27 protein-coding genes are annotated in these 24,125 nt (G+C 72.6%); 15 read left to right on the forward strand and 12 right to left on the reverse strand.

What is annotated here, in order from left to right; genetic code table 11:
- Nucleotides 1–207: 207 nt before the first annotated feature.
- Nucleotides 208–372 (forward strand): hypothetical protein, encoded by a 165-nt coding sequence (locus ACZ7BZ_RS00675; RefSeq protein WP_470356427.1) that lies wholly within the window; start codon nucleotides 208–210, stop codon nucleotides 370–372.
- Here the strand turns inward: ACZ7BZ_RS00675 and ACZ7BZ_RS00680 are convergent, their stop codons facing one another.
- The 3 genes from ACZ7BZ_RS00680 to ACZ7BZ_RS00690 all read right to left on the reverse strand — a co-directional run bounded on the left by ACZ7BZ_RS00680 (nucleotide 373) and on the right by ACZ7BZ_RS00690 (nucleotide 4,078).
- Nucleotides 373–1,287 carry a hypothetical protein gene (locus ACZ7BZ_RS00680; RefSeq protein ID WP_470356428.1) on the reverse strand — a complete coding sequence of 305 codons (915 nt, stop codon included), beginning with the start codon at nucleotides 1,285–1,287 and terminating at the stop codon, nucleotides 373–375.
- Nucleotides 1,288–1,665: 378 nt separating this feature from the next.
- Nucleotides 1,666–3,774, reverse strand: coding sequence for an FG-GAP repeat domain-containing protein (locus ACZ7BZ_RS00685; protein WP_470356429.1), 2,109 nt, complete (start codon nucleotides 3,772–3,774; stop codon nucleotides 1,666–1,668).
- A 145-nt stretch (nucleotides 3,775–3,919) separates the two neighbouring features.
- Nucleotides 3,920–4,078, reverse strand: coding sequence for a hypothetical protein (locus ACZ7BZ_RS00690; protein ID WP_470356430.1), 159 nt, complete (start codon nucleotides 4,076–4,078; stop codon nucleotides 3,920–3,922).
- Here ACZ7BZ_RS00690 and ACZ7BZ_RS00695 point away from each other — a divergent pair.
- The 3 genes from ACZ7BZ_RS00695 to ACZ7BZ_RS00705 all read left to right on the forward strand — a co-directional run bounded on the left by ACZ7BZ_RS00695 (nucleotide 4,062) and on the right by ACZ7BZ_RS00705 (nucleotide 5,574).
- Nucleotides 4,062–4,463 carry a DEAD/DEAH box helicase family protein gene (locus ACZ7BZ_RS00695; protein ID WP_470356431.1) on the forward strand — a complete coding sequence of 134 codons (402 nt, stop codon included), beginning with the start codon at nucleotides 4,062–4,064 and terminating at the stop codon, nucleotides 4,461–4,463. The genes ACZ7BZ_RS00690 and ACZ7BZ_RS00695 overlap by 17 nt on opposite strands.
- Nucleotides 4,460–4,852, forward strand: a complete 393-nt coding sequence (locus ACZ7BZ_RS00700; protein WP_470356432.1) for a hypothetical protein — start codon at nucleotides 4,460–4,462, stop codon at nucleotides 4,850–4,852. Before ACZ7BZ_RS00695 ends, ACZ7BZ_RS00700 begins: the two co-directional genes overlap by 4 nt.
- 374 nt (nucleotides 4,853–5,226) lie before the next feature.
- Nucleotides 5,227–5,574, forward strand: a complete 348-nt coding sequence (locus tag ACZ7BZ_RS00705) for a hypothetical protein (RefSeq protein ID WP_470356433.1) — start codon at nucleotides 5,227–5,229, stop codon at nucleotides 5,572–5,574.
- Between the two features lie 748 nt (nucleotides 5,575–6,322).
- Here ACZ7BZ_RS00705 and ACZ7BZ_RS00710 read toward each other — a convergent pair.
- Entirely contained in the window at nucleotides 6,323–7,306 is a 984-nt protein-coding gene (locus tag ACZ7BZ_RS00710; protein WP_470356434.1) for a pirin family protein, read from the reverse strand.
- Nucleotides 7,307–7,362: 56 nt separating this feature from the next.
- Here ACZ7BZ_RS00710 and ACZ7BZ_RS00715 point away from each other — a divergent pair, with 56 nt between their 5' ends.
- The gene (locus ACZ7BZ_RS00715; protein WP_470356435.1) at nucleotides 7,363–7,914 is read left to right on the forward strand and encodes a carboxymuconolactone decarboxylase family protein; all 552 of its coding nucleotides are present in this window, start codon (nucleotides 7,363–7,365) and stop codon (nucleotides 7,912–7,914) included.
- A 217-nt stretch (nucleotides 7,915–8,131) separates the two neighbouring features.
- Here the strand turns inward: ACZ7BZ_RS00715 and ACZ7BZ_RS00720 are convergent, their stop codons facing one another.
- A complete protein-coding gene (locus tag ACZ7BZ_RS00720; RefSeq protein WP_470356796.1) occupies nucleotides 8,132–9,331 on the reverse strand; it encodes a C40 family peptidase in 1,200 nt (399 codons plus the stop codon).
- A gap of 169 nt (nucleotides 9,332–9,500) precedes the next feature.
- Here ACZ7BZ_RS00720 and ACZ7BZ_RS00725 point away from each other — a divergent pair, with 169 nt between their 5' ends.
- Nucleotides 9,501–9,884 carry an SH3 domain-containing protein gene (locus tag ACZ7BZ_RS00725; protein ID WP_470356436.1) on the forward strand — a complete coding sequence of 128 codons (384 nt, stop codon included), beginning with the start codon at nucleotides 9,501–9,503 and terminating at the stop codon, nucleotides 9,882–9,884.
- 62 nt (nucleotides 9,885–9,946) lie between these two features.
- Here ACZ7BZ_RS00725 and ACZ7BZ_RS00730 read toward each other — a convergent pair whose 3' ends face one another.
- The 3 genes from ACZ7BZ_RS00730 to ACZ7BZ_RS00740 form a co-directional block, all read right to left on the reverse strand.
- The gene (locus ACZ7BZ_RS00730; protein WP_470356437.1) at nucleotides 9,947–10,492 is read right to left on the reverse strand and encodes an RNA polymerase sigma factor; all 546 of its coding nucleotides are present in this window, start codon (nucleotides 10,490–10,492) and stop codon (nucleotides 9,947–9,949) included.
- A 152-nt stretch (nucleotides 10,493–10,644) separates the two neighbouring features.
- On the reverse strand, nucleotides 10,645–11,298 hold the full coding sequence (locus ACZ7BZ_RS00735; RefSeq protein ID WP_470356438.1) for a M15 family metallopeptidase: 654 nt from the start codon (nucleotides 11,296–11,298) through the stop codon (nucleotides 10,645–10,647).
- An 85-nt stretch (nucleotides 11,299–11,383) separates the two neighbouring features.
- Nucleotides 11,384–14,671 (reverse strand): AfsR/SARP family transcriptional regulator, encoded by a 3,288-nt coding sequence (locus tag ACZ7BZ_RS00740; protein WP_470356439.1) that lies wholly within the window; start codon nucleotides 14,669–14,671, stop codon nucleotides 11,384–11,386.
- Between the two features lie 186 nt (nucleotides 14,672–14,857).
- Here ACZ7BZ_RS00740 and ACZ7BZ_RS00745 point away from each other — a divergent pair, with 186 nt between their 5' ends.
- From ACZ7BZ_RS00745 to ACZ7BZ_RS00770, 6 genes are all read left to right on the forward strand, one after another.
- Entirely contained in the window at nucleotides 14,858–15,259 is a 402-nt protein-coding gene (locus tag ACZ7BZ_RS00745) for an SH3 domain-containing protein (RefSeq protein WP_470356440.1), read from the forward strand.
- Nucleotides 15,260–15,384: 125 nt separating this feature from the next.
- Nucleotides 15,385–15,828, forward strand: coding sequence for a hypothetical protein (locus tag ACZ7BZ_RS00750; RefSeq protein WP_470356441.1), 444 nt, complete (start codon nucleotides 15,385–15,387; stop codon nucleotides 15,826–15,828).
- Nucleotides 15,829–15,902: 74 nt separating this feature from the next.
- Nucleotides 15,903–16,421 (forward strand): RICIN domain-containing protein, encoded by a 519-nt coding sequence (locus tag ACZ7BZ_RS00755; protein ID WP_380458329.1) that lies wholly within the window; start codon nucleotides 15,903–15,905, stop codon nucleotides 16,419–16,421.
- Between the two features lie 206 nt (nucleotides 16,422–16,627).
- Nucleotides 16,628–17,362, forward strand: coding sequence for a leucine-rich repeat domain-containing protein (locus ACZ7BZ_RS00760; protein WP_470356797.1), 735 nt, complete (start codon nucleotides 16,628–16,630; stop codon nucleotides 17,360–17,362).
- A gap of 228 nt (nucleotides 17,363–17,590) precedes the next feature.
- Entirely contained in the window at nucleotides 17,591–18,859 is a 1,269-nt protein-coding gene (gene thrS / locus ACZ7BZ_RS00765) for a threonine--tRNA ligase (protein WP_470356442.1), read from the forward strand.
- A 138-nt stretch (nucleotides 18,860–18,997) separates the two neighbouring features.
- On the forward strand, nucleotides 18,998–19,540 hold the full coding sequence (locus ACZ7BZ_RS00770) for a hypothetical protein (RefSeq protein WP_470356443.1): 543 nt from the start codon (nucleotides 18,998–19,000) through the stop codon (nucleotides 19,538–19,540).
- Nucleotides 19,541–19,639: 99 nt separating this feature from the next.
- Here ACZ7BZ_RS00770 and ACZ7BZ_RS00775 read toward each other — a convergent pair whose 3' ends face one another.
- The gene (locus ACZ7BZ_RS00775; protein ID WP_470356444.1) at nucleotides 19,640–20,050 is read right to left on the reverse strand and encodes a VOC family protein; all 411 of its coding nucleotides are present in this window, start codon (nucleotides 20,048–20,050) and stop codon (nucleotides 19,640–19,642) included.
- Nucleotides 20,051–20,117: 67 nt separating this feature from the next.
- Between ACZ7BZ_RS00775 and ACZ7BZ_RS00780 the strand changes: the two genes are divergently transcribed.
- Complete coding sequence (locus tag ACZ7BZ_RS00780) at nucleotides 20,118–20,612, forward strand: MarR family winged helix-turn-helix transcriptional regulator (protein WP_470356445.1); 495 nt, start codon at nucleotides 20,118–20,120, stop codon at nucleotides 20,610–20,612.
- Nucleotides 20,613–20,670: 58 nt separating this feature from the next.
- Here ACZ7BZ_RS00780 and ACZ7BZ_RS00785 read toward each other — a convergent pair whose 3' ends face one another.
- A complete protein-coding gene (locus ACZ7BZ_RS00785) occupies nucleotides 20,671–21,333 on the reverse strand; it encodes a C40 family peptidase (protein ID WP_470356446.1) in 663 nt (220 codons plus the stop codon).
- A gap of 208 nt (nucleotides 21,334–21,541) precedes the next feature.
- On the opposite strand from ACZ7BZ_RS00785, the gene ACZ7BZ_RS00790 reads away from it, so the two are divergent.
- Nucleotides 21,542–21,946, forward strand: a complete 405-nt coding sequence (locus ACZ7BZ_RS00790; protein WP_470356447.1) for a RidA family protein — start codon at nucleotides 21,542–21,544, stop codon at nucleotides 21,944–21,946.
- 52 nt (nucleotides 21,947–21,998) lie between these two features.
- Here ACZ7BZ_RS00790 and ACZ7BZ_RS00795 read toward each other — a convergent pair whose 3' ends face one another.
- Both ACZ7BZ_RS00795 and ACZ7BZ_RS00800 read right to left on the reverse strand, forming a co-directional pair.
- Entirely contained in the window at nucleotides 21,999–22,493 is a 495-nt protein-coding gene (locus ACZ7BZ_RS00795) for an SRPBCC family protein (RefSeq protein ID WP_470356448.1), read from the reverse strand.
- Nucleotides 22,493–22,984 carry an ArsR/SmtB family transcription factor gene (locus tag ACZ7BZ_RS00800; protein WP_470356449.1) on the reverse strand — a complete coding sequence of 164 codons (492 nt, stop codon included), beginning with the start codon at nucleotides 22,982–22,984 and terminating at the stop codon, nucleotides 22,493–22,495. The genes ACZ7BZ_RS00795 and ACZ7BZ_RS00800 overlap by 1 nt, the downstream gene beginning before the upstream one ends.
- 360 nt (nucleotides 22,985–23,344) lie before the next feature.
- Between ACZ7BZ_RS00800 and ACZ7BZ_RS00805 the strand changes: the two genes are divergently transcribed.
- Entirely contained in the window at nucleotides 23,345–24,073 is a 729-nt protein-coding gene (locus ACZ7BZ_RS00805) for a ScbR family autoregulator-binding transcription factor (RefSeq protein WP_470356450.1), read from the forward strand.
- The last annotated feature ends 52 nt before the right edge of the window (nucleotides 24,074–24,125 follow it).

The following is a 24,125-nucleotide window of genomic DNA, read 5'->3' on the forward strand; positions in this document are numbered from 1 at the left end:
ACCGGATGCTCCACTGGTGGACGGCCTGTACCGGATCGTGCGCGTTGAGGAGGAACGGCGGTGACCAGAAGGCGCCGCAGCCAGTTCTGACCGACCCTTCCGCAGCGCGCCCCAGCCGGTGACCTCTGGCTCGGGCGCGCTGTTGCGTCGTCGGCACCGCTGTCCACAGCTGACCTCGGCCGGGGTGGCCGTCATCACGAGGCCGGGGTGCTGAACTGCCTCGGCAAGGCCCGGTACGACGAGCATCGGTACGAGGAGGCGGTCGACGCCTTCACTGGGGCCGCCGCCCTCTTCCGCGCGGTGGGCGACCGGCAGCTCGCCCAACTGGCCGCCCGCAACCTCGCCACCGCCCAGGACGTCGTCCGGCGCTGATCACCCCAGCTGCCGGTAGAGCCGCTCCCCCAGGTCGATCGCCGTGCCGAGCCGGTCGGGCGTCACCGTAGCGGCCAGCGTGCCGAAGAAGTGCCGGATGCCGCCCCAGACCCGCGCAGCCCGACCGTGGTCCTCGCCGGCCCCCTCCAGGTCGCTCGCGTAACCCCGCATCTCCTCGGCCTCCCGCGCGGGCAGCGAGTCGGCGATGCTGCGCAGTTCGGCCAGCAGTGCGGCGAGGTCCGACGTTTCGGCGCTGGTGCCGCCCGTGTAGTTGTTGTTGCCGAGAGTGACGGAGCCGCCCACGTTGCCGATGGTCACGTTGCCCACGGTGTAGTTCACGGCGCCGGGCTGCTTCTGCTCTGCCATGTACTCCCTCACAGTCTTTCCGGATCGGGCGAGCAGCCGGCCCTCGGGCGAGAGGCGGCTCCCTGTGATGCGGGGGTCGAAGATCACGAAGCCGTAGCCGATCAGGGCCTCCACGGCCATGGCCCGCTCGTCGCGGCTCAGTTCGGTGCCGCAGAACCAGGAGGCCGGGTTGGTGGAGTAGCCCTTCGGAACGGCCCAACCCCCTACCGCCGACTCACGGTCCACCCAGCGGAACATCACCTCTTCGGCGTACGTCCACCGCGCGCCCCGGTCCTGCGACAGGGTCCGCAACTGCTGGGCGGCCCGGAATCCGACGATGCTGAGCCGGCACGGGACGGTGGCCACGTGCATGCGCGGATCGGCGGGCGCCCGTTCCGCATAGCCCCCGTCGACCAGGGCCTCCAGCACCTCCCACGGGATCCCGGCCTGCCGGACCACCACCTCCGGGGCGACGTAGCGTGCGGGTTCGGCCCCCGCCAGGCCCAGCCAGGCCAGCAGCGCCCGGTCCCGGTGGACCTCTGCCCAGCTCTGGTACGGCTTCAAGCTCACCGTCGACATCGTAGCCGCGTTCGACCAACTGGGATCAGAGTTGACGGAATGTCATAAGTTGGAGCAGTAAAGGCAGCTTGCGATCGCGAGCCGTGCAGGCCATGGCAGAGAAGGTCGAATTCTCGGTCGACGCGATGGCTGGCAACTGGCGCCGCCCTGCCGTGAGGGCGCCGAGCTCCTTCGGCGGAACGTGCAGGGCGGGCCCGGTGGTACCCGGCCACAGGTTCCCCGGCCTGCGTGGGCTTGGTCCCCGTCACGGTGGGTCGGATGAGGTGGCCAGCCTGTGCGAGGGCGGAGGCGACCATCGGAGGTCCCCAACGTCGGTGCCGTCGTCGGCCGTGGCGATGTCGAGTCCGGTGAAGGGGGCTCTCGGACCGGTTACCAGCCCTGGCCGATCTGGGTGCGGGCTCCCAACGCCGTGCTGCCCGTGCCCGGGTAGAAGTAGAGGCCGCCGGTGGAGCCGGTGGGCGCCTGGACCGCGTCGAGGTCGCCCTTGCCGTCGCCGTTGAAGTCGGCGCCGACGAGTTGGCGCATGCTGTCCCAGCCGGTGCCGATCTGGACGCGGTTGCCCAGAGTGCTCGTTCCGTTGATGGAGCCGTTGCCCGGGTAGGCCCACAGCACTCCGTCGCGGTCGACCGCGACGAGGTCGGCCTTGCCGTCGGCGTTCAGGTCGCCGGGGCTGGCGAGTTCGGACATGCTGTCCCAGCCGGCACCGATCTGGCTACGGTTTCCGAGAGTTGAGCTGCCGTTGAGTTCTCCGGTGCCGGGGTAGACCCACAGGGCGCCGCTGCGGTCGATGGCCAGCACGTCCGGCTTGCCGTCGTTGTCGACGTCCAGGACGGTGACCTCCCGCATGCCGTTCCAGCCGGAGCCGATCTGCGTCCGGTCACCGAGTGTGCTCATTCCGGCCGCAGTGCCGGTGCCGGGGTAGACGTACAGGTTTCCGGTGCCGGTGTCGACGGTGAGCAGGTCGGCCTTGCCGTCGCCGGTGACGTCGCCGGCCGCGATCATGCCCATGGAGCCCCATCCGGAGCCGATCTGGATGCGGTCTCCGAAGAAGCCGTTGCCGTTGCCCGGGTAGAGCCACAGCTTCCCGGTGGCGGCCTCGGTGCCCACGAGGTCGCTCCTGCCGTCGCCGGTGAAGTCGGCGGAGGTCAGGTTGACCATGCCCGCCGGGGCCGGCTGAGCGGGCCAGGCGGTGTGGACGACGATGCGGTTGTAGTCGTTCTCGTTGGCCATCCAGAGCTCGTCGGTGCCGGGCCAGTAGGAGAGGTTCTCGATGTTGACGCCGGTACGGGTGACGAGCCGCACCGGTTCGCCGAGACGGGCGTGGTAGAGGCAGCTGGGGATGTTGGTGCCGCCGTGCGAGGCGTCCACGAACTCCGGGCACGGGCCCGCCATGACGAAACGTCCGTTGTTCATGGCGACGCCCTGGACGCCGCCCATCGGGGAGGCGAAGGCGTCCGAGGCCTGGACCCGGCCCGAGGCGTCGGCCTTCAGCTTGCCGGTGACGGGGTCGATGGGCCAGCGGACGATCGGCGCACTCGCCCTGCCGAAGTCCCCCTCCACCTTGTGCGGGTCGCCTTCGGAGGTGACCAGGGCGGGCTGGGAGCCCGTGAGGTCGAGCGAGGCCGAGGTGAGGCAGGGGCGCTGGGGGACACCCGCGTAGGCGCCGCAGTCGCCGGGCGAGCCCGTCCCGGTGTAGGTGTAGGCGCCGACGCGCGGGAGGGCGTAGGTGTGGCCCGCGGCGTGTGTCCTGCCGTTGGCGTCGAGGCCGACCGCGGTGTCGGAGGTGTCGTCCATCTGCCAGATGTCGTTCAGGTCGAAGACGTCGAGGCGGTCGCCCCTGCTCGCGACGTACAGCCGGTTGCCCGACCAGACGACGGAGTTGGCGTGACCGCCGAGCGCCGTGAAGGTGGTGCCGTCCTGGGCGAGGCCGACGAGCAGGGCGTGCTTGTACGTCACATGGGCCGGGTCGGTGACATCAGTGAAGGTGATCCGCTCCGTGCTGTCGGAGGGTCCGTGCCAGCTGGCGATGAGCACCTTGCGGCCGTTCACCAGGGTCTGCGCCTGGGGTGACTCGCCGGAGCCGGTGAGGCCCTGCGGGACCCAGGACGAGGTGCCGTCGTCCTGGGCGGACCAGCAGAAGCCCTGGGCGCCGGTGATGTTGGACGGGTGACACAGGGCGCGGGCAGAGGTGTCGGTGGCGGCGAGGACGCCGTTGATGCCGGTGCGCTTGAGTGAGGGGTGCGCGGACTCGAAGGTGGTTGCTCGGGCCGCCTCCCGGCCGTTGTCCCACTGGAAGCCCAGCCCGTCGGTGCCGATTCGGGTGACCGTGTTGTAGGTCGCGACGGCCCCGTCGGGGACGGTGGTCGCGGTGGTGGCGGAGGCCGGGCTGCTCGCGGCTCCCACGGTCAGTGAGAGGAGTGCCGTGGCGAGTGCGCCGGCACTTCGTACTCGTGTCTTGCGGCGGGGCGGGGTGGTCATGGGGGCTCGTCCTCTCACCGTGCCTGGAAGGTTTCGTCGGCCCGGTAGTTCGTCCTGCGGAAGCCCGCACAGGGCCGTCCGTGCATCGGTGATGCCGTGACCGACCCTATGCCTCTGGGGAGAGTTGACGATGTGTCGGCTTCGACTACCAGCCGGTGCCGATCTGGGTGCGGGCGCCGAGGGTGTTCATGCCGTTGAGGGCGCCGGTGCCCGGGTAGGCGTAGAGGTCGCCGCTCTCGTCCCTGGCGACCAGGTCGTTGATACCGTCGGCGTTCAGGTCACCGGGCGTGACGAGCTGGCTCATCGAGTTGTACGCCACCTACGCCTCGTTGGAGCGCATCGTCCAGGCCCACCGGCAGTTCGGCCTGCCGGCCTGGGACCTGATGGTCATCGACGAGGTCCACCGCATGGCCGGTTCGGAGGGCAAGGCGTGGGCCGCCGTCCACGACGACGCCCAGATCCCGGCGAAGCGCCGGCTGTATTTCACCGCCACCCCGCGGATCGCGGACGACCGGCGGGCGAAGGACGGCCTGGCCGACCTCGCCGCCGCCGAAGGCGCGGAGAAGCTGCCCGTCCTCTGCTCCATGGACTCGGAGGAGATCTACGGCAAGACCTGCTTCACCTGGACGCTCGGACAAGGCATCGAGCACGGCTACCTCGCCGACTACCGGTTCTCGTGCCGATGGTGACCGATGAGGACCTGCGCGAGCTCCTCAACCTCCCCGCCGTCGCCGACCTCCGCTCCCAGCGCACCAACGAGGAACTCTTGCGCCTCGCGCTGCAGATTGCGGTGCTGCGCGCCGTCGCCGACGGGCATTCGCCACTCTTTGCCAGGGGTCGCCAGTCAGGCAGGCCAGTGGCGGTCGGGTGTGTGGTGGGCGTGGCCGCGCTGCGGTGTGTGGCCGGCGCGCGCCGGTCTGCTGGCGTCGTTCCAAGGGAGGAGGTGGACATGCGGAAGCGGGCGAGGGGTCCGGGCCGGGGTAGGCGGCTGGATCCGGACGTGCGGGCGCAGGTGTTGATCGCGGTGCTCGGTGCGGTGAGTCCGATCGCGGCGTGTGTGGCGCAGTTCGCGCGGTAGCAGCGCGCGGACGGTGATGGGACCGGTTGGAAGGCTGTGGCCTGTGAGGCAGGCCCGGCCGGGATGTGATCGGCCGGCCCCGCCTCTGCACCCTGGGCGGGGTTCTGGTGGCACCCAGGGCCCTGCCCGCGGTTGCGGGTGGTGTTCCTCCGGCCTGGCCGGAGGAACACCACCCATTATTGAGTTCGTCGAGCGGCCGAGTACCTGGCGGGATCCCTGGTTTTTGGGGTGGCTCTTTGGGGTGGCGCGCGTTGTGCAGACTGACGTGAGCCCGGGAACCGGGGCCGCTGCGTCCGGGGGCCGCTGGGTGGCCGTCAGGCCGCCGTGGAGGACGTTCTGGAGGTCGGTCCGGGGCGGCACGGTGGAATCGGTTCATGGACAACATCGCGGCCGGGTCCGCATCGCCACCGCATGACCGCGACGCGTGGAGGTTTCCGCTCATCGCGACTGTTCTGCTGCCGGTCTGCCAGATCCTTTACCGGTGCTTCGCGCTGGTGCGCGGGGCCGAGGTCGACCAGTGTGCGCCACGGGGTGCCTGCGGGCGGGACTGGGGCCTTCAGTACGACGTTGCCCACAGCCTGATGGCCGTACAGGTGGTGCTCATCGTGACTGCCTGGGTCCTGCCGCCCCGGGCGCGCTGGGCTACATGGCGCTTCGTCGCCTCCGCGGTGAGCGTGATGTGTGGCCTGGCATGCAGTGCGGTGATCCAGAACTTCGACTGAGGGCGCCATCCAACGCCTGATCCGTCGGCCGACGGCGGCGCAACAGGCCTCGCTCGGCGGCAGTGAGATAGGAGGCGAGGGTGTCCGGCGCGAGGAGCGTGGTGAATGAGTCGGCGGCCGTGGGCACGATCGCGCCTCGCTCCAGGGCGGTGCGCAGTTCGCCGGCGACCCAGCGCAGTTGCTTTGCCCGGGCCATGCCGGTCGGCGGTTCGCAGGCTCGGTCGACGAGGGCGTCCAGCGCCACGACCGAGGGTGCTGCTGTCGCCGGGGCGTCCGCCATGAGGTCACCCCAGCGCCGGGTCGGGGCCGGTGTGGCGGGCTCTTGCCAGCAGAGGGGCTCGGAACGCCCCGCAGGGGTCTCGGGTCTGATAACTGGCTTGAAGCGAGATCGTCGGTGGCGGCGCGGGCGGCATGGTGGCTGTCTTCTCCGGCCTGCCCATTTCGGTGGTGACCGTCCTTCGGCAGCCGGCGAGGGGGTGCGTCAGGGCATTCGTGGTTCTCGCGGTGGCACCCGATGACGACTTCCCGGACTCCGGGAGCGTCCAGGTCGATTCTGATGGACCGTCAGCAAACTCAGCATTGAGTCAGCATCGGTCCTGCCAGAGGCTGTCGCGGATGGTCGAACCGTGTCATGTGTCGAGTGCGGAAGCGAGTGCCGACGGGGGTGCTTCGAGGTGAGCGCAGCGGTACTTCGGGGCGGGGGTGTGGTGGCTCGGGCCGCCACACCCCCGATCCTCTAATGTGCAGGTCAGCGCACGTTTCCGCGAGGCTTCAAGGGGATTCCCGGGAGCTCCGGGGCGGGCAGGCGGTCGCCCGGGTAGCCCTCGACGGCGCCGAAGCGGGAGGGGTTGTCGGAGCTCATCCATTCCTCGCGGGCTCGGGTGATGTCTTCGTGAGACCGCCCGATGAAGTTCCACCACATGACGATCTGCTCCTCGAAGGGCGTGCCGCCGAGGAGGACGAGCCGGGCGGGGGCGTCGGCGGTGTTGGTGACGGTCAGGGTGGTGGGGCCGGGGGCGAGGTAGCCGAGGTCGCCGGGGTGGAGGTCGGTGCCGGCCAGGCGGGCCTCGCCGTGGTCGACGAGGACGCCGTGCTCGAAGGCGGGGTCGACGGCCAGGGTGACGGTGGCGTGCGGGGCGAGGGTGAGTTCGGCGCCGAGGAGGGGGGTGAAAGTGGGGACGGGGGAGGTGCGGCCGGCCAGGGTGCCGAGGAAGACCCGGACCTCGGCGCCGTCCAGGGCGACGGCTTCGGGCACGTGGTGGTGGAAGTCCCTTGCGGTGTCGCGGTGTTCGTCGGGCAGCACGACCCAGAGCTGGACGCCGTGCAGCACGGTGGTCTCGGGCGTGGAGACCTCGGAGTGGCAGATGCCGTGGCCGGAGGTCATCAGGTTGAGCTCGCCGGGACGGACGAAGGCGTGGACGCCGAGGCTGTCCCGGTGCTCGATCTCGCCGGTGAAGAGCCAGCTGACGGTCTGCAGGCCGGTGTGGGGGTGCGGGGCGACGTCCATGCCGCCGGTCCGGGCGACGTCGTCGGGGCCGTAGTGGTCGACGAAGCACCAGGCGCCGATGAGCCGGCGGGAGCTGTGCGGCAGGGTGCGGCGTACGGTCATCGCGCGCGGTCCGCCGAGTGGGACGTCCCGGGGGGAGAGCACCTCGACGGGCGGGGCCTCGTACGGGTCCTGCTGGTCCTGCGGTGCGGCGATGGGGCGCGGCTCGGTCTCGGCGCTGCTCACGGCGGTGGTCCCTCCCGGGAGGTCTCGGCTACCAGGTAGTTCTAGATTCAACTATTATGGCATGGCAGAGTGTCGAACGGCAGCGCGCCGATCATGGTACGGGGAGTCGAGGAGTACAGGTGAGTGATGTGACGGTGGTTCCGGCGGAGCGGCGGGTCTTCATCGACAAGCAGAGCCCCAAGGCGTACAAGGCGGCGCTCGCCGCCGCCGAGGCGGCCCGGGAGGTCGCGGCCGAGGCCGGGCTGGACCGGCGGCTGGTGGAGCTGGTCAACCTGCGGGTCTCGCAGATCAACGGCTGCTCCTACTGCCTGAACGTGCACACCCGGGCCGCGCTGCGCGAGGGCGAGACCACCCAGCGGCTGGGGGTCCTCCCGGCCTGGCGGGACACCGAGCTGTTCACCGCGCGGGAGCGCGCCGCGCTGGCGCTGGCGGAGGCGACCACCAATCCCTCGGACGCAGCGGCGCAGGAGGCCGCGTACGGGCTGGCGCGCGCGGCGCTCACCGAGGAGGAGATCTCGGCGGCGATCTGGGTGGCGATCACCATCAACGCCTTCAACCGGGTGTCGATCATGAGCAAGCACCCGGTCCGGCCGACGCCGGGGGTCTGAGCGCGGAGCCTGTCGGCGGCCGGTCGGATCCCCTGTTCGGCGTAGTGACTACGTTGGTGGGAGGCCCCGTCGACGAGCCGGCTGAGCTCGCCCGCTTCCACCCCGTGATCACCGTCGCGCCGGAGCCCCGGCCGGGCTGGTGACCGGCCGGGGCTCCCGCCGCGAGGCGCCCCAGGGGCGGCCGGACTCGGCAGGTGGAGAGTGAGCAGGTGGGAACTCAGCAGGTGGGGACGCCGGGCAGCCAGTCCGGGCCCTTGATGTAGATGTTGGTCATCCATGAGCCGTCGGTGAGGCGGGACCAGGCGTCGTTGGTGTAGCCCTCGGCGGTCACCGTCTGGGCGTGGGCCTGGCAGACCACGTTGACGGTGGTCGGCTGCGGGAAGTAGTCCACGACGCCGGCGTTCACGTTGGCCTCGGAGTGGGTGCGCACTCCGGTGCCCCAGGTCTGGAACGCCTTGCTGCCGCCGCTCGGCGGCGGGGTGGAGGTGCCGCCGCAGTCCGGGACGCCGGGCAGCGACGCCGGGCCCTTGATGTAGATGTTCGTCAGCCAGGAGCCGTCGGACAGCCGGGACCAGATGTCGTTGGTATAGCCCTCCGCGGTGACCGTCTCGGCGTGCTCCTGGCACATCACCGACACCTGGCCGGGACCGGGGAAGGTGTCCACGACGGACGCGCCGACGCTGGGGGAGGAGTGGGTGCGCACGCCGGTGCCCCAGGTCTCGAAGGTGGTGCCGCCGTTGGCGGGCGGGGGCGGCACCGTGCCGGAGCCGTCGACCCGGACGGCCCCCGCGTAGTCGCCGCCGGTGCGCACCGGCGTGACCCGGATGTGGGTGCCCGACTGGTAGGCCTCCACCATCTGTCCGGCGCCTATGTAGACGGCGACGTGGTGGACGTGGCCGCTGCCCCAGAACATCAGGTCGCCGGGGAGGAGGGGCGCCGAACCCTGGGCCGCGGAGAACCTGGCCGACGCGTGCGAGGTGTGGAACTGGTCGTCGGCCGTGCCGTTGAGCAGGTCGTTCCCGGTGGCCTGGGCGTAGGCGTACCGGGTCAGCCCGGAGCAGTCGAAGCCCTTCCGCTCGTTGTCGTGCTGGCTGGCCGGGTCGACGCCGTCGTAGTAACCGTAGGTGGCGCCGGGCGTGGCGCCGTGGCCGCCGCCCCAGCTGTACCAGACGCCGAGCTGGCCGCACGCGGCGCGGACGGCGGCCTCGGCGGTGGCCGACGCGCCCGGGGCGAGGACGTCGCAGGCGGCCTGCTCGGAGGCGGGGGCTGCGGCGGGGGAGGCCGTCGCGGCGTACGCCGTCACGGGCAGGGAGGCGGAGAGGGCGAAGGCGGCGACGGCGGCCAGCGTACGGCCGGCGGTGCGTCGCGTCCTGGTGGTCGTGTTCACGGTGCACGTCCTCGGTCGGCGGTGTGTCATCCGGGGGACCGCGCCGGGGACGTGGCGGTATGCGCGGGTCGTAGTGATGTGCATCACACCTCCCGGAGGGATGGGCGCTCATATCCGCCGGGCCCGTCCGCCGTCTCCCGGATGTCCCGCCGCGCGGCGGAGGCGTTCCGTGTCAGCCGTTCCGTGTGAGGAGAGTGCTGTGTCCCGCTTCCCGTTCCTCCGCCGCTCCGCCGCCGGGCCCGCCGCCGTGGTGGTGGCCGCCGCGGTCGTGCTGCTGGCCACCGCCCCGACGGCCGGAGCCGTGACGGCCCCCGCCGGCGGGGCGCCCACGTTCGGTCCGTACAGCGTCACGGCGTACGAGACCGTCAACATCCGCACCGGGCCGAACACCTCCTCCCGGGCCTTCGACCGGATCCGGGCCGGGGAGACCCGTACGGACGCCCTCTGCTGGACCCACGGGGAGACCGTCCGGGACCACGGCTACACCAACGACGTGTGGATCGGCTTCACCGAGGGGTGGGCCAGCGCGGTCTACCTCAAGGGGGACGAGTACGCGGGGCTGCCGGCCGATGCGAGGTGCTGAGTCGGTGCGACCCGGCGGGGGCGGGGGCACGAGCCCCGCCCCCGCCGTGTCGCACCGCCCGGTCAGCGGGTCCGGAGGTCGGCCAGTGCGGCGCGCATCTTGGCGAGGCCGCGCATCCGGTTGCGCTGCACCGTCCCCCGGTGGGCGCCGAGCCGTTCCCCGGCCGCGTCGTGGCTGAGCCCCTCCAGGTCGACCAGGATCACCGCCGCCGCCTCCTTCGGCGACAGCAGCGCCAGCAACGACAGGGCCGCGCACCTGGCCTCGCAGCGCTCCATCCCGCCGTCCCAGCCCGGTTCCGGCAGCCGGCCGGTGGCGGTCTCCCGGCGGGACGGCCGCCGCCAGGAGTCCCGCAGCAGGTTGAGCGCGGTCGCCGAGGCGTAGGCGTACGGGTGTTGCTGGGCGGTCAGGGTGCGTTGCCTGGCCCGGTGGGAGAGGCGCAGGTAGGTGTCCTGGAGCAGGTCGTCCGCGTCGTGCGGATTGCCGGTCAGGGCCAGCAGTCGGCGGCGCAGCCGGGGCATGGCCTCGGTGAAGGCGGCGTCGAACTCGGCCGGGTCCATGCCGTCGAGCGGACGGTCGACGACGGTGTCGCAGGGCTCGGTGATGCGCATCGGACGATTCCCCCAGGTGCACGCGATGTCGTTGGTCGGTCGGGTCGGGGTGGGCTGAGGGTGGTCCGGTCGGGGGGCAGGGCGCCGGCCGGACGTGCGGACGGAGTCGGTGCGGAGTCGGTGCGGAAGTGGTCCAGCGAGGGCGGTCCGGGTCAGGCCGGTGCCACGGGGCCGTACCGGGCGGACCGGTGCCCGGACAGCAGCGCCCAGTACCGGTCTCCGTAGGACCAGTGCCACCACTCCGTGGGGTAGTTGACGAATCCGGCGGAGGTGAGCGCCCGGCGCATGGCCTCCCGGTGGGCGCGGGCGGTGGCGTCGATGCCGGGGGCGTCCGTGCGGCACGCGTCGAGGCTCTCCTCGGGTGTGGCGTTGACCTCGGTGCCCAGGGGGAGTTCGGTGCCGTCCGGGGTGGACAGGGTCAGGTCCACCGCGCCGCCGCTGGCGTGCGGGGCGACCTCGGGCGGTGAGATGTAGGCGCTGGCGAGCTCCCGGATCCGGGCCGGGGAGGCTTCGGGGTGGGCGGCCCGCAGGGTCGCCGAGTACGCCTCGAAGTAGCTGCGCTGGAGGTCCGGCGGCCGGAACCCCTCGACCACCAGGAACCGCGTCCCCGGAGGGAGGAGGGCCTGGGCCCGCAGGAGCCGGTCGAGGACGCCGGAGCGGACCCTGGCGTAGGCGCCGGAGTCGTCGGCCTGCCGGTCGTCGAGCAGGAGTTGCGGTACGCCCCGGAGGTCGACGAGCGGCTCCCCGCAGTCGTCCAGCGGGACGGCCGCCACGCGGGGGTTGGCGAGAGTGATGATGTCGGTCACACGACGATGCTCGCCGGGGGCTCTGCAGATTCCCTGTAGATGCTCTGTACGTGCCGAGCGGCTCCCCGGCGGTGCCCGGGGCCGGTCAGTCGCGCTCCTCCCACGCCTCCCGGCTGCCGAAGGCCAGGAAGGCCGAGTGCGCCTGGCGGCGGGCCAGTTCGGCGCCCGGGCGGTCGCCGTGCGCCGCGTGCACCTCGGCCAGGTCCCGCAGGGTGCGGGCCCGCCAGAGTGGCAGGGCGAGCCGTTCCCACAGGGCCAGCGCCTCCCGCAGCGGGGCCTCCGCGGCGTCCGGGTCCCCCGCCGCGAGGTGCCACTCGCCACGGGTGCGCAGCACCAGGGCCTCGCCGAAGCGGTCCCGGCGCTCCCGGGCCACGGTCAGGCAGCGGTCGAGCCGCTGGTCCGCCGGGTCGAGCAGGCCCTGCCTCAACTCGACCTTGGCCAGAGCCTGTTCGGTGTACATCAGACCGAAGGTGTCGCCGATGGCGGTGAAGACGCGCAGTGCCTCCGTGAGCAGGCCGGTGGCCTCGGTCAGTGCGCCGCGGGCCCGCTCGCACAGGGCGATCGAGCGCAGGGTGATGGCCTCGCCCTGGCGGTCGCCGAGCCGCCGGAACAGCGCCAGGGACCGGCTCAGCACCTCCCGGGCCTGGTCGCCGCGGCCCTGCTCGCGGTGGACGTAGCCGATCCCGTACAGGGTGTGGGCCGTCCCCGCGTCGTCGCCGATCGTCCGGTACCGCTCCAGGGCGGCGGCGAGTGCCTCGGACGCCTCGCCGAACCGGGCCTGTTCGCGGCGGATGGTGCCGATGGCGACCAGGGCGGTGGCGCTGCCCCGCAGGGCGTCGCGCCCGGTGCCGTCCGGGGAGCCGGCGGTGCGGTCCGGGGGTGCGGCGGTGCCGCGCGGGCAGGCGGTGTCGTCCGTGGCCGGCGCCGGTGCGTCGAACAGGCGTCGCGCGCGGTCCAGGAGGGTGTACGCCTCCTCGAACCTGTCCTGCTCGTATCGGAGTTGGCCGAGGCCAAGGAGGAGCCACGGTTCGCCCTCGCCGTCCCCCTCGCGGCGTACCGCGTCCAGGGCGACGGTGTGGGTCTGCGCCCAGACGTCGAAGCGGTTGTAGAGGGCGGCGGAACTGGCGATCAGGGCGCCCGCCAGTTCGCGCGCGTCCCGGGTCATGCCCTGGGCGGCGCAGTGGTGGACGGCCGCGACCAGGCAGCCCTGTTCGGCGGCGAACCAGGCGGCGGGCCGGGGCAGCAGCCGGTCCTGCACCCGGGGATCGAGGCGGTACTCCGGGCGCGGCGGCGGCAGCAGCCAGGAGACCCCGCCCGGTCCCTGGACCGCCGCGCGGTCGGCGAGAGCCAGCCAGCAGGCGACCAACCGCCGCACCGCGCGCCGGCGTTCGGCGGGGGCCTCCTCGGCCAGGCAGCGCTCGCGGGCGTGTTCCCGGACGAGGTCGTGGATCCGGTACCGGTTCTCGCCGGTGCCGTCGGTGCCCACGGCCTCGATGAGGTGGCAGTCGACGAGCCGCTCGACGGCCTCCTCCGCCTCCGCGGTGTCGATGTCGAGGAGCGGCGCGGCGATCCAGGCGGCGAAGTCGGGCAGGTCCACCAGGGCGAGGCGGCGCAGCGCCCGGCGTTCGGGCGGGTCCAGTTCGGCGTAGCCCAGTTCGAGGCTGGCGCGCACCTCCAGGTCGCCGGCGCGGAGTTCGTTGAGGCGCCCGCGCTCGTCGCGCAGCCGCCCGGCGAGCTGCCCGGGGGTCCAGTGCGGCCGGGCGGCGAGCCGGGCGCCCGCGATCCGCAGGGCCAGCGGGAGCTGGCCGCACAGGGAGACGATCTCGTCGAGGTCGCCCGGCCCGGGCTGCGGGCGGGGACGGCCGGCGACCGTGGTCAGCAGGCGCAGTGCCTCCCCGGGATCGGGCACCGACAGGTCGAGCCGGACCGCGCCCTCCAGCGCGGTCAGCCGTCGGCGGCTGGTGATCAGCACGGCCGACCCGGGGCCGGGCGGCACCAGGGGCCGCAGCCGGGCTTCGCTGGGGGCGTTGTCCAGGATCAGCAGGATCCGTCGTCCGGCCAGCCGGGTCCGGTAGAGGCCGAGCAGGTCGTCCGGGCCGGCTCCGGCACCGGGGTCGACGCCGAGCGCCCGCAGCAGCCGGGTGAGGGCGTCGGTGGTGGTGAGCGGGGCGGTGTCGGAGGCGCGCAGGTCGAGGAAGAGACGGCCGTCGGGGAAGAGGTGGGCGGCGCGGTGGGCGGCGTGGACGGCGAGCGTGGTCTTGCCCATGCCGGGGCGGCCGGAGATGACCGCGATGGGCGGGGCGGTCCTGGCGGTGTCACGGGCCCGGCCCAGGAGCGTGGTGACCCAGCCGACCTGGCGGGTCCGGCCGACGAAGTCGGCGACGTCCGGCGGGAGGTGGGAGGGCGGGCTGACCGTCCGGCTGCCGACTGCCAGGCCGACGGCGGGGCTGGTGGTCGTGGGGCCGGTGGTCGTGGGGTTGCGGGTCGAGGGGCTGCCGGGACCGGCCGCAGCGGCGGGCGTCGTCACGTGCGCGTCCACCGGGCGCACCGGACCGCCGGGCGTGCGGCCGGGTCCGCCGGTCGTGGCCGCTGCTCCGGTCGCCCCGGCGGGCCCGACGGCGAGCGCGGGGTCGTTGCGCAGTGCGGCGAGGTGGAGCGCGCGCAGTTCGGGGCCGGGGTCGAGACCGAGGTCGGTGCGGAGGATGTCGCAGCCCTCCTGGAAGACCCGCAGCGCGTCGGGCGCCCGGCCGGCCCGTAACAGGGCGGTCATCAGCTGGGCGCGCGGCCGTTCGCGCAGCGGGTGGGCGGCGACGTGGGCGAGCAGCGGGGCGACCACCTCGGTGTCCTGCCGCAGCCGCAGCCGCAGCGCGTAGAGGTGCTCCTGGGTGACCAGGCGCAGTTCGTTCAGACGGGCGGCCTCGATCCGGGCGAACGACTGGGTGAGGCCTTCCAGGGCGTCCTGTCCGTGCCAGAGGGCGAGGGCGTCGGTGAACAGGTCGAGCGCCTCGCCGTCGCGGCCCTCGTCCGAGGCCCGCCGCCCGGCCGCCAGCAGCCGTTCGAACCGGCTGGCGTCGACCTGGCCGGGCGCGAGGTCGGCCAGGTAGCCGGGGGCCCGGGTGCGGATCACCGGGGCGGCGCCGGCCGGTGCCAGGGCGCGGCGGACGGCTGCGACGTGGGTGGCGACCAGCGCGCCCGCCGTCGCGGGGGCGCTGTCCTCCCAGACGAGGTCCACCAGCCGAGCGGTGGAGAGGACTTCGCCCAGGTGCACGACCAGCGCGGACAACAGCGCGACGGGTCTCGATCCGCCCAGGGGCAGCCGCCTGCTGTCGTCGTCCCGCACCTCGACCGGGCCCAGCAGGCGTACTTCGATCATCGTTCCCCGTCAAGCAGCTCTCCGCGCGAAAGGTACCTGACAACGATATCCCCCGGGCCGGGCGAGGGCCTCGGGAAATCCCGGGCGGAAGCCCGCCGGCAACGGCGGCTCGCTAACGGTGCTCATACGGAACGTGAGCGCGGCCCGTCGACGGTGTGACGAGGGTTCACCGAACGAGGAGTCGACATGACGAAATCCCTTCGCACCGCCGCCCGTTCACTGCGGTGCGCGCTCCCGGCCGGCGTCGTCGCGACGGCGGCGACGCTTCCCCTGCTGCTCCCCGGAGCGGCTCACGCGACGACGACGGATGCCCGGTTGTACGTGTGGGCGACCGGCGTGAACGTCCGGGCCTGTGCGGGCACCTCCGCGTCCTGCCCGCCGATCGAGGGCGCGCAGATCGGCCGGCGGTGGGTGACGGCGTTCTGCCAGGGCCAGAGCACCGAGGTCGTCGACGGCCCGTACCGCAACAACTGGTGGGTGCAGGTGGACGCGGGCGGCCCGGTCGGCTGGATCAGCGCGGTGTACGTGCGCGGGGGCGACAACGACCAGCCGGTGCCGGGGCTGTCCCTGGAGTCCGACTGCCACTGACCCGGAGCCACGGCGGTGCGGACGCTCATACGAACGGCCGCCGGACGCCGTCTCCCGGGTGACGCGTCCTGTTCCTCCGTCTTCTTCCGTCTTCTTCCGTCCAACCACCGAGAGGGGCACCCATCGTGTCCGGAAAGTCCACCACCCGCCTGTTCCCGCTGCGAGCGCTGGGGGCCGCCGTGCTCGGCCTGACGGCCGTGCTGGGGGTGACGGCGGCGCCCGCGCAGGCGCAGACGACCGCGTCCGCGTCGGCGTCGGCCAGTCTCACGAACTCGACCGTCCACATCTGGGCCAGCCAGGTGCGGGTGCGTGAGTGCACGGACACCTCCTGCGGACTGGCCACGCAGGAGCGGCTCACCAATGTCAACGTGCAGGCGTTCTGCCAGCGCTGGGGCGGCAACGTCACCGACGGGTCCTACTACAACCACTACTGGGTCGAGATCGTGACGCCGGGGGGCTGGCTGGGCTGGGTGAGCGCCGTGTACGTCAGCGGCGGCTCCAACGACGGCCCGGTGCCCGGAGTGCCGGTCGAGACCAACTCCAGCCCCGTGTACTGCGAGTACCCGTAGGCGTGCCCTGGGGGCCGGCAGCAGCAAGGCGCACCGAGGAGCGCGGCACCACGCGCCACAGGAAAGGGAACACGATGAACGCACAGAACCCGACGCTCGGACGGCGGTTCCGCCGGACGGCCGTCGTCCTCGTCTCCGCCGCCTGCCTGGGCGCGGCCGTGACCGGCGTCGCCGGGGCTGCGACCGGTGATCCGTCGCCCACGGGGAACCGGGCCGCCGCGTTGGCGGCGGTCGAGCACTTCGGCAACATGGCGACCGGCGGCTGCCTCGACGACAGCTTCGCGTACGGCTTCCGGGGCTTCGGCTGCAACAACAGCGACTTCCAGAACTGGAACGTGCGGATCTGGCAGGAGGACGGCACCCGCCAGTTCCGCAACATCGCCACCAACCGGTGCATCTACGGCGGTGTGGGGGCCGGCGTCCACCCGGACACCCGGGCCTGCGACTCCTCCAAGGAGCAGAGCTGGTGGGTGCACGCCCGGGGCGACCAGGTGAGCTTCGAGAACCAGGCCAACGGCCTGTGCCTCGACGACAGCGAGTACGGCCTGCGCATGATGCCCTGCACCTACAACCGCTACCAGACCTGGCGCTGAGCACGCGCCGGGGGTCCGGCGCCGGGGGCCCTGGCGACCCCCGGCGCCGGCCCGTACCCCCGGGCACCGTACGGGGGTCGGGGCCCAGGGTGTGGCGGGTGCCGGTTTCGGCCCGGCCCGGCCCGGCGCGGCGCGGCGCGGTTCGGCCCGGTTCGGCCCGGCGCGGTTCGGTTCGGCGGGGGCGGACAATGGCGGGCGTGACAGACATGACGCTCAACCTCTGGCGGCAGCCGCTCGGCCCGGTGGCCGCCGAGGCGCTCACCTTGGCGTGGGAGCACACCGAGTTGACCGTGCTCATCCTCGCCGAAGGCGCGCTCTCCGAACTGCCGCCCGGCATCAGCAGATTGATGCGGCTGAGGACCCTCGACCTCGGACACAACCTGTTCACCGAGGTGCCCGCCGAACTGACCCGGCTCACCTGGCTCCGGGACTTCCTCTACCTGCACGACAACCAGCTGACCAGTCTGCCGGACGGCCTCGGCCGGCTCACCCGGCTGCGCTACCTCAACGTCGGCGAGAACCGGCTCACCGAACTCCCGTTCGCCATCGGCAAGATGGCCGAGCTGGTTGAACTGCGTGCCCAGCACAACCGGCTCACCGCCCTGCCGGAGTCCATCGGCGCCCTCGGTGAACTGCGCGAACTGTGGCTGCGTGGCAATGAGTTGACCGCCCTGCCGGCCTCCTTCAAGCTGCTCTCCGAACTGCGCGAGCTGGAACTGCGGGAGAACGCCCTCGGCGAACTGCCCGCTGTGCTCGCCGGGCTGCCGAAGCTGCGCCGGATCGACCTCCGCACCAACGGGATCACCGAACTGCCCGACTGGCTGGCCGATCCGGCGGCGCTGCCCGCGCTGGAGAAGCTCGACCTGCGGTGGAACGACGTGCAGGTGCCGGAGCACCTGATGGAGGCGCTCACCGAGCGCGGCTGCATGGTCCTGATGTGAGCCGGCCTGATGTGAGCCGGCCCCTGAAGATCGACGCGGATAAAGATCAACGCGGGCGCAGGCGAGCTGCTACCGTGGAAGGCATGAAGCGCGCTGCACTCGCCACGACCACGCCGGAAAGAGTCCCGGCGCGCTGACTGCTGACCAAGTCCGAAGCCCCGGGGCGAGTGCCCCGGGGCTCCGTCGTTCCCGGCTCCACTCGCCCACCCGTCCCGAGTGGAGACCACCATGAACGCGCAGCCCGTCCAGCCCGTCCAGGACCGGCCCGCAAACGACCACCGCAGGCTCGGCCGCGAGCTGGACCTGTTCGACACCGACCCGCTGATGGGCTCCGGCCTGCCGTACTGGCTGCCCGACGGCGCCGCGATCCGGCACACCCTGGAGGAGTTCATCCGTGGCCGGGAGCGCCGGGCCGGCTACCGCCACGTCTACTCGCCGGTGCTCGGCAAGCGCGAGCTGTATGAGATCTCCGGCCACTGGGACCACTACCGCGAGGACATGTTCCCACCGATGGAACTCGGCTCGGAGGAGATGGTGCTGCGGCCCAGCCTGTGTCCGCACCATGCGCTGATCTTCCGCTCCCGCCCGCACAGCTACCGGGAACTGCCGCTGAGGATGGCCGAGTTGGGCGGCATGTACCGCTCCGAGCTGTCCGGCGTGCTCGGCGGGCTGACCAGGGTCCGGGCGATCCAGCTGAACGACGCCCACGTCTTCTGCACCCCGGAGCAGGCCGCCGACGAGGCGGTCGCCGCCCTGGAGCTGATCCGCGAGGCGCACCGCGCGCTCGGTATCGTGCCGGTCCGCTACCGGCTCTCGCTGCCCGGCGAGGGCGGCAAGTACGTCGCCGACCCGGAACTGTGGCGCCGGGCCACCGCACTGCTGGCCGATGTGCTGGAGCGCTCCGGGGCGCCGTTCGAGGCGGTCGAGGGCGAGGCCGCGTTCTACGGGCCCAAGATCGACGTGCAGATCGCCGACGGCGCCGGGCGCGAGTTCACCCTCTCCACCGTGCAGATCGACTTCCACCAGCCCGAGCGCTTCAACCTGCACTACATCGGCCAGGACGGCGCCAAGCACCGCCCGGTGATGGTGCACCGCAGCGTGATCGGCAGCGTCGAACGGGTGGTCGCCCATCTGATCGAGCTGTACGGCGGAGCGTTCCCGGCCTGGCTGGCACCGGCCCAGGTGGTGCTGGTGCCGATCTCCGGGGCCGAGGTTCCGCAGGCCGAGCGGTTGCGGCAGCGCTGCCTGGACCTCGGGCTGCGGGCCGAGGTCGCCGGGCCCGAGCACGGCACCCTCGGCGCCCGGATCCGGGAGGCCCGGCTCGTGCCCTACCAGGCGGTGATCGGCGCCAGGGAGGCGGCGGACGACCGGGTCGCGCTGCGGCTACGGGACGGCCGCCGGCTGGAGCCGATGCCGGCCGAGGAGGCCTGGAGCCGGATCGGCGCGCTGGTCGCCGATTGCAGCGCCGAGCTGTGGCGGCACGCTGCGGCCCGGTGAGCCGGGAGCATACGTACGACTAGTGCGGTGAGCGGTGTGTCGGCGGGGCCGGGGGAGGCGGCCGCCCGTCGAATGGGCGCGGCGGGCCGGTCCACGGCCGCCGCCGTCCCCGTGCGTCCCATCGTTCCGGAGGTGTCCATGCGCGGCTCGCGCAGGTTCGTCGCTCCCGTCCTCACCGCCTGTCTCGCCCTCGCCGGTGCCGTCGCAGCGGCCCCGCCGAGCTCGGCCGGGCTCCGCCCGCTGCCGATCCCTGAGGTCCAGTACTGCGCCGCCGTGCTCGGACATCTGCCCGGCGCCGGCGGCGCCTCCCCGGTGCTCGGCCGGGCCTGCTCGTCGGACTCCCGAGCCGACGCGCTCGCCCGGGCCGACGGCCGCACCCGCACGGCCGAGGAGCCGGCCGACCGGACGCTGCTGCTTGAGGAGTTCAAGGACGTCGACTACGGGGGCGGCGTCATCTACTCCTTCTTCGGCGACGCCGGCGGCTGCGACGGCACCGGCTACCACCTGGTCAACTACTTCGACGTGGCGCTGAGCGTCTCCTCGATGAAGGGCTACAACAACTGCAACGCCGTCCACCTCTGGTCGACCCTCAGCGTGGAGAAGACCATGGACCTTCCGGCGGCCCAGCTGGGCGCGAACTTCAACGACGCGGTCCGTGAGCTGCAGGTCTTCCACCGCTGAGGCGTCCGACCGCGATCGCGGCGATGGCCGTGGTCGTCCGTGGACGGCCACGGTCCCGGTAGTCCCGGTAGTCCCGGTGGTCCCGACCGCCCCGTACGGTCAGTAGGACTGCAGCTCGATCAAGTGGCCCTCGGGGTCGCGCAGATGGGCGCTGCGCAGGCCGGGGCCCCATTCGGGGCGGTCGGTGGCCGGGGCGGCCAGGGTGCCACCGTGGGCGAGGCAGAGGGCGAGGGCCGCGTCGACGTCCTCGACCCGCAGGACCAGCATCGCAGGGTCCTGGGCGGGGGCCTCGGGGCGGGCGGGCAGGCCGGTGGTGCCGAGGACGGCGGCCATCGAGGCGCGGTCGAAGAGGGTCAGCACGGCCTGCTCGTCGACGTCCCAGTTGGCGTACGGGCCTTCGGGCGTGCCCTTGACCAGGGTGGCGCCGGTGAGCGTGGGGAGCACGGCGCGGTAGAAGCCGAAGCAGTCGGCGAAGCGGGTGACGAGCAGGCGGGGGTAGAGGGCGTCCACGGGTGAACTCCTGCGCAGAGAATAGTGGGTCGGCGCCCACTATAGGGAGCAACCATAGAATGTCGCCATGGTCTCCGAGCACCCCGAGCTTTCCGAGAACCCCGCCCCGACCGACGCACTGCCGCCGACCCTGGTGGACCTCAGCACCTTCCTGCTGGCCCGGATCGGCCGGACGGCGCGCGGCCGGCTCGCCGAGCAGCTCGCCGAACGCGGGCTGCGGCTCTGGGACATGGCCGTGCTGGCCGCGCTCGCCGACTTCGGGCCGCACGCCCAACGGGACTTGGTGCGGCGACTCGGCATCGACCCGAGCGACCTCGCGAAGGTCGCCGACCAGCTCGGCGCGGCCGGGTACGTCGAACGCACCCGGGACCAGGCGGACCGGCGGCGGGTCTCCGTCTCGGTCACGGACACCGGGCGGGCGCTGTTGTCCGAACTGGAGGCGCAGGCACGGGAGGTTCAGGACGAGGTGCTGGCGCCGCTGTGCCCGGCGGAGCGGCTGCTGCTGCAGGAGCTGCTGCTGAAGGTGAGTCAGGGGCCGGCGTTGCGGCGCGGCCCGGTGTGACCCCGAGGGCGGGCGTGCTCCTCGGGGCCGCGCGTACTCCACGGGCCGCGCGTTTTCCTCAGCCGGAGGCCGTCCCGGGGCGGCGGGCGCCCGCGAACTCGCCCGCCCAGCGCGGGAGGTCGAGCACCTTCTCGAGCCGGGCCACCAGGGTGCCGGTGCGCTCGGCGTGGATCATCGCGCCGTCGCCCGCGTAGATGCCGACGTGGTGCAGCGGAGCGTCCGGGCGGGAGAAGAACAGCAGGTCGCCGGGGGCGAGCGCGTCGCGTTCGACCGGGGCGCTCCGGTTGAACTGGGCCACCGTGTAGTGCCCGAGTTCGACGGTGCCCTGGCTGGCGCGGTACCAGCAGTACAGGGACAGCCCGCTGCAGTCGAAGCCGACCGTGCTCTCGCCCAGGCACACGCCGTTGAGGTAGCCGTTCTCCTCGTCGCAGAAACCGAGGCTCGGGCCCAGCCGGTCGCCGCCGCCCCAGGCGTACGGGATGCCGACCTGCGCCTCGGCGGCGTCGGCGACCCGGCGGCCGAGGGCGGCGGCGGTGAGTGGGTCCGCGGCGGAGCCGGACGAGCCTGCGGCGAGGGCGGACTGGGCCCCGGCGGGTAGGGCGCTGGCGGGTTGGGCCCCGGCGGCGAGGGCCGGAGCGAGTCCCGCGCCGACGGCGAGGGCGAGCATGCGGCGGCGGGCGACTCCGGAGTCCTGGTCGTGGCCGGGCGGTCGGGATTCCATCGGTCGGCTCTCCTGGGCTGGTCGCGGGAATGGGCACGGGCCGCACCAGGATCGCGGTCCGGCGGCATCGTCCGCCATCACCCGTAACGGTGAATCGTGGTCACACGGGCCTTGGCGGGAGCGGGAGTTCACCGGAAAACGGTTTGACGGTCGTTCGGGAGAGGCCAACGATGGGCGCGAACGTTCGGTGACGATCCTCGGAGGCCTCGTGAACAGCGCCGTCAAGCTGGTCCGCAACACCCGGCTGACCCAGGCCGTCGACTACGCCTACGCGGCGGTGGTCGACGCCCCGGTGCGCTCGCTCTGGCTGGCCGGGGCCTGCCCGCTGGACGAGGAGGGGCGCACCGTCGCCGTCGGGGACTACGAGGGCCAGGCCCACCAGGTGATGCGCAATCTGATAACCGTGCTGGAGGACGCGGGAGCGGGGGTCACGGACGTTGCCCGGACCACCGTGTACGTGGCCTCCGGCGATCAGGCGGACTTGGTGAAGGTCTGGAACGTGTACCGGGAGTACCTGGGGGCGCATGACGCCCCCAGCACTCTGGTCGGCGTTTCGGTGCTCGGCTACCACGACCAGCTGGTGGAGGTGGAGGCGGTGGCCGTGCTGCCCTGACGGGCCAGGGAGGTCGGGGCTCAGGAGGTCGGGGGCTGGGTCGGTCCTGGGCTCAGGAGGAGGCTGCGGCGAGCAGGGCGTCCAGCTTCCGGTAGCCCTCGACCATGCCGCGCTCCATGCCGCTGGCCAGGATCGCGTCCCGGGCCGCCAGGCTGTCGACCACCGACAGGATGGTGACGCGGGTGCGGCCCTCACCGACGGGTTCGAAGACGGCGGTGTCCAGCGAGACGCCGTCCGGCACGCCCTCGAAGGTGAAGGTCTGGACGAGCCGGGTGGCCGGCCGGACTTCGTGGAAGGAGCCGTAGAAGGCGGCGATCAGTCGGCCCTCGCGATACATGGAGTAGCGGTAGTGGCCGCCGGTGCGGGGCTCCCAGTCGTCGATCTTCATGTCGAGGTCGTCGGGGCCGAGCCACTGGGCGACCAGCTGGGGCTCGATCCAGGCCCGGAACACCCGCTCCTGCGGGGCGTCGAACTCGCGGACGATCCGGATGGCGGGCAGCGTCGGGTCCGCCTCGACGCGGGTCTGGCGACCGGTGGTGGAGGTCATCACGGGGCTCCTTCGGTGTGCCGGGGACGGTCGGGGTGGCTGGAGGCGTCCGGGGCGTGCGGACCGGCCGGCTTCGGTTCCGCGCCGGTGCCGGCCCTGGTGTACGCGCCGGTGTCCGGGCCGGGCTCCGCGCCGACCTCCGGGTCGGCTTCGGTCATGGCCGCGAGGACGGCATCCAGGCGGCCGAAGCGGGCCTCGGACTGGCGGCGGTAGCGCTCGATCCAGCCCGTCATCAAGTCGAACACCTGCGGCTCCAGGTGGCACGGCCGCCGCTGGGCGTCCCGGCTGCGGCTGACCAGTCCGGCCTCCTCCAGCACCTTGAGGTGCTTGGAGACGGCCTGCACGGACATCGCGTAGGACTCCGCCAGTTCGCCCACGGTCGCGTCCCGGACCGAGAGCCGGGCGACGATGTCGCGCCGGGTGGGATCGGCCAGGGCGACGAACGCCCGGGAGAGCTGGTCGACGGCCACCGCGCACCTCTGTTCATCCACAACCGATTGGTTGAGGACAACGCTACTCCGGCCCGTCCCCTTCCTCAACCGTTTGGTTGTGGAAGGGATGGAGGTGGGTTTCGGGTGGAATGTCTCGCTGGAGAAGGAAACCGATCGTTCGGTTTCTGGGTGCTAGTGACCGGCGGCGGCCGTGCTCGTCGACGGGTCTCCGGGGAGATGCGACTTCCGTTCGTCCGGTCGGGATCTGACGGCCCGTGGGAGAGGACATGTGGGATGGGCGGGGAGGGGAGATGGAGCCGGCTGATTCCCCGACAGCGTCTTGTCGCCCGCAGGTGGCCCACAGCTAAGATACGGGGTGTTTGGTTTTGTTTTCCCGGAACTCAGGGCGGGGTGGTTGCGGTGGTACGGCAAGAACGGGCGCTCCGGACCCGTCGGCTGATCCTGGAGGCCGCCGCGTCGGTGTTCGACGAGTTCGGCTACGAGGGCGCCACCATCGGGGAGGTGGTCTCCCGGGCGGGTGTGACGCGAGGTGCGGTGTACTTCCACTTCGCCTCGAAGCGGGATCTCGCGCACGGCGTCGTCGAGGAGCAGTTCGTCCAGGACGGAGTGCCCGAACGCAGCTGCAAACTCCAGGAGTTCGTGGATATCGGGATGGTGGTCGCGCATCTGATGCCGCGTGACCCGCTGCTCAGCGCGGGCGCCCGGCTCACGCTCGGCCAGGACGTGTTCGAGGACCTCGGCGGCGGTGCGATCCCCGGTTGGATCAGCAGGATGGAGGCGCTGCTGGTGGCCGCAGGCGAACGCGGCGAACTGCTGCCGCACGTCGTCCCGGCCGACACGGCATGGCTGATCACCGCGGCCTGGACGGGAGTTCAGATCCAGTCGCAGAAGCTCTCCGCTCGGGCCGACCTGGAACTCCGGGTGTCCGGCCTGTTCCAGCACCTGATGCCGAGCGTCGCGGTGCCCGGGGTGCTGGGCTCGCTGCAGATGGGGCCGGACCGTGGCGCCCAGGTGGTCGCCGAGGTCGCGGCGGCCGGGCGGGCGGAGGAGGGCGGCGACGGCCGGCCGGCGGAGTCGGAGTCGGGGGCCGAGGTCGAGGCGGTCGCGAGCGGGGTCGGCCTGCGCTGACCGGCCCGGCGGGCGAATTGGCGGCGGCGCGGGATCCACAGGGGTCCGACGC

Source organism: Kitasatospora sp. NPDC036934 (genome assembly GCF_055608425.1).

Coding starts and splice junctions, on each gene's coding strand:
- ACZ7BZ_RS00685 (WP_470356429.1), bottom strand. CDS start 3,774: ATGACCACCCCGCCCCGCCGCAAGACACGAGTACGAAGTGCCGGCGCA.
- ACZ7BZ_RS00690 (WP_470356430.1), bottom strand. CDS start 4,078: ATGAGCCAGCTCGTCACGCCCGGTGACCTGAACGCCGACGGTATCAAC.
- ACZ7BZ_RS00705 (WP_470356433.1), top strand. CDS start 5,227: ATGGACAACATCGCGGCCGGGTCCGCATCGCCACCGCATGACCGCGAC.
- ACZ7BZ_RS00715 (WP_470356435.1), top strand. CDS start 7,363: ATGGCATGGCAGAGTGTCGAACGGCAGCGCGCCGATCATGGTACGGGG.
- ACZ7BZ_RS00720 (WP_470356796.1), bottom strand. CDS start 9,331: ATGACACACCGCCGACCGAGGACGTGCACCGTGAACACGACCACCAGG.
- ACZ7BZ_RS00730 (WP_470356437.1), bottom strand. CDS start 10,492: ATGCGCATCACCGAGCCCTGCGACACCGTCGTCGACCGTCCGCTCGAC.
- ACZ7BZ_RS00740 (WP_470356439.1), bottom strand. CDS start 14,671: ATGATCGAAGTACGCCTGCTGGGCCCGGTCGAGGTGCGGGACGACGAC.
- ACZ7BZ_RS00745 (WP_470356440.1), top strand. CDS start 14,858: ATGACGAAATCCCTTCGCACCGCCGCCCGTTCACTGCGGTGCGCGCTC.
- ACZ7BZ_RS00755 (WP_380458329.1), top strand. CDS start 15,903: ATGAACGCACAGAACCCGACGCTCGGACGGCGGTTCCGCCGGACGGCC.
- ACZ7BZ_RS00760 (WP_470356797.1), top strand. CDS start 16,628: ATGACGCTCAACCTCTGGCGGCAGCCGCTCGGCCCGGTGGCCGCCGAG.
- thrS (WP_470356442.1), top strand. CDS start 17,591: ATGAACGCGCAGCCCGTCCAGCCCGTCCAGGACCGGCCCGCAAACGAC.
- ACZ7BZ_RS00770 (WP_470356443.1), top strand. CDS start 18,998: ATGCGCGGCTCGCGCAGGTTCGTCGCTCCCGTCCTCACCGCCTGTCTC.
- ACZ7BZ_RS00780 (WP_470356445.1), top strand. CDS start 20,118: ATGGTCTCCGAGCACCCCGAGCTTTCCGAGAACCCCGCCCCGACCGAC.
- ACZ7BZ_RS00785 (WP_470356446.1), bottom strand. CDS start 21,333: ATGGAATCCCGACCGCCCGGCCACGACCAGGACTCCGGAGTCGCCCGC.
- ACZ7BZ_RS00795 (WP_470356448.1), bottom strand. CDS start 22,493: ATGACCTCCACCACCGGTCGCCAGACCCGCGTCGAGGCGGACCCGACG.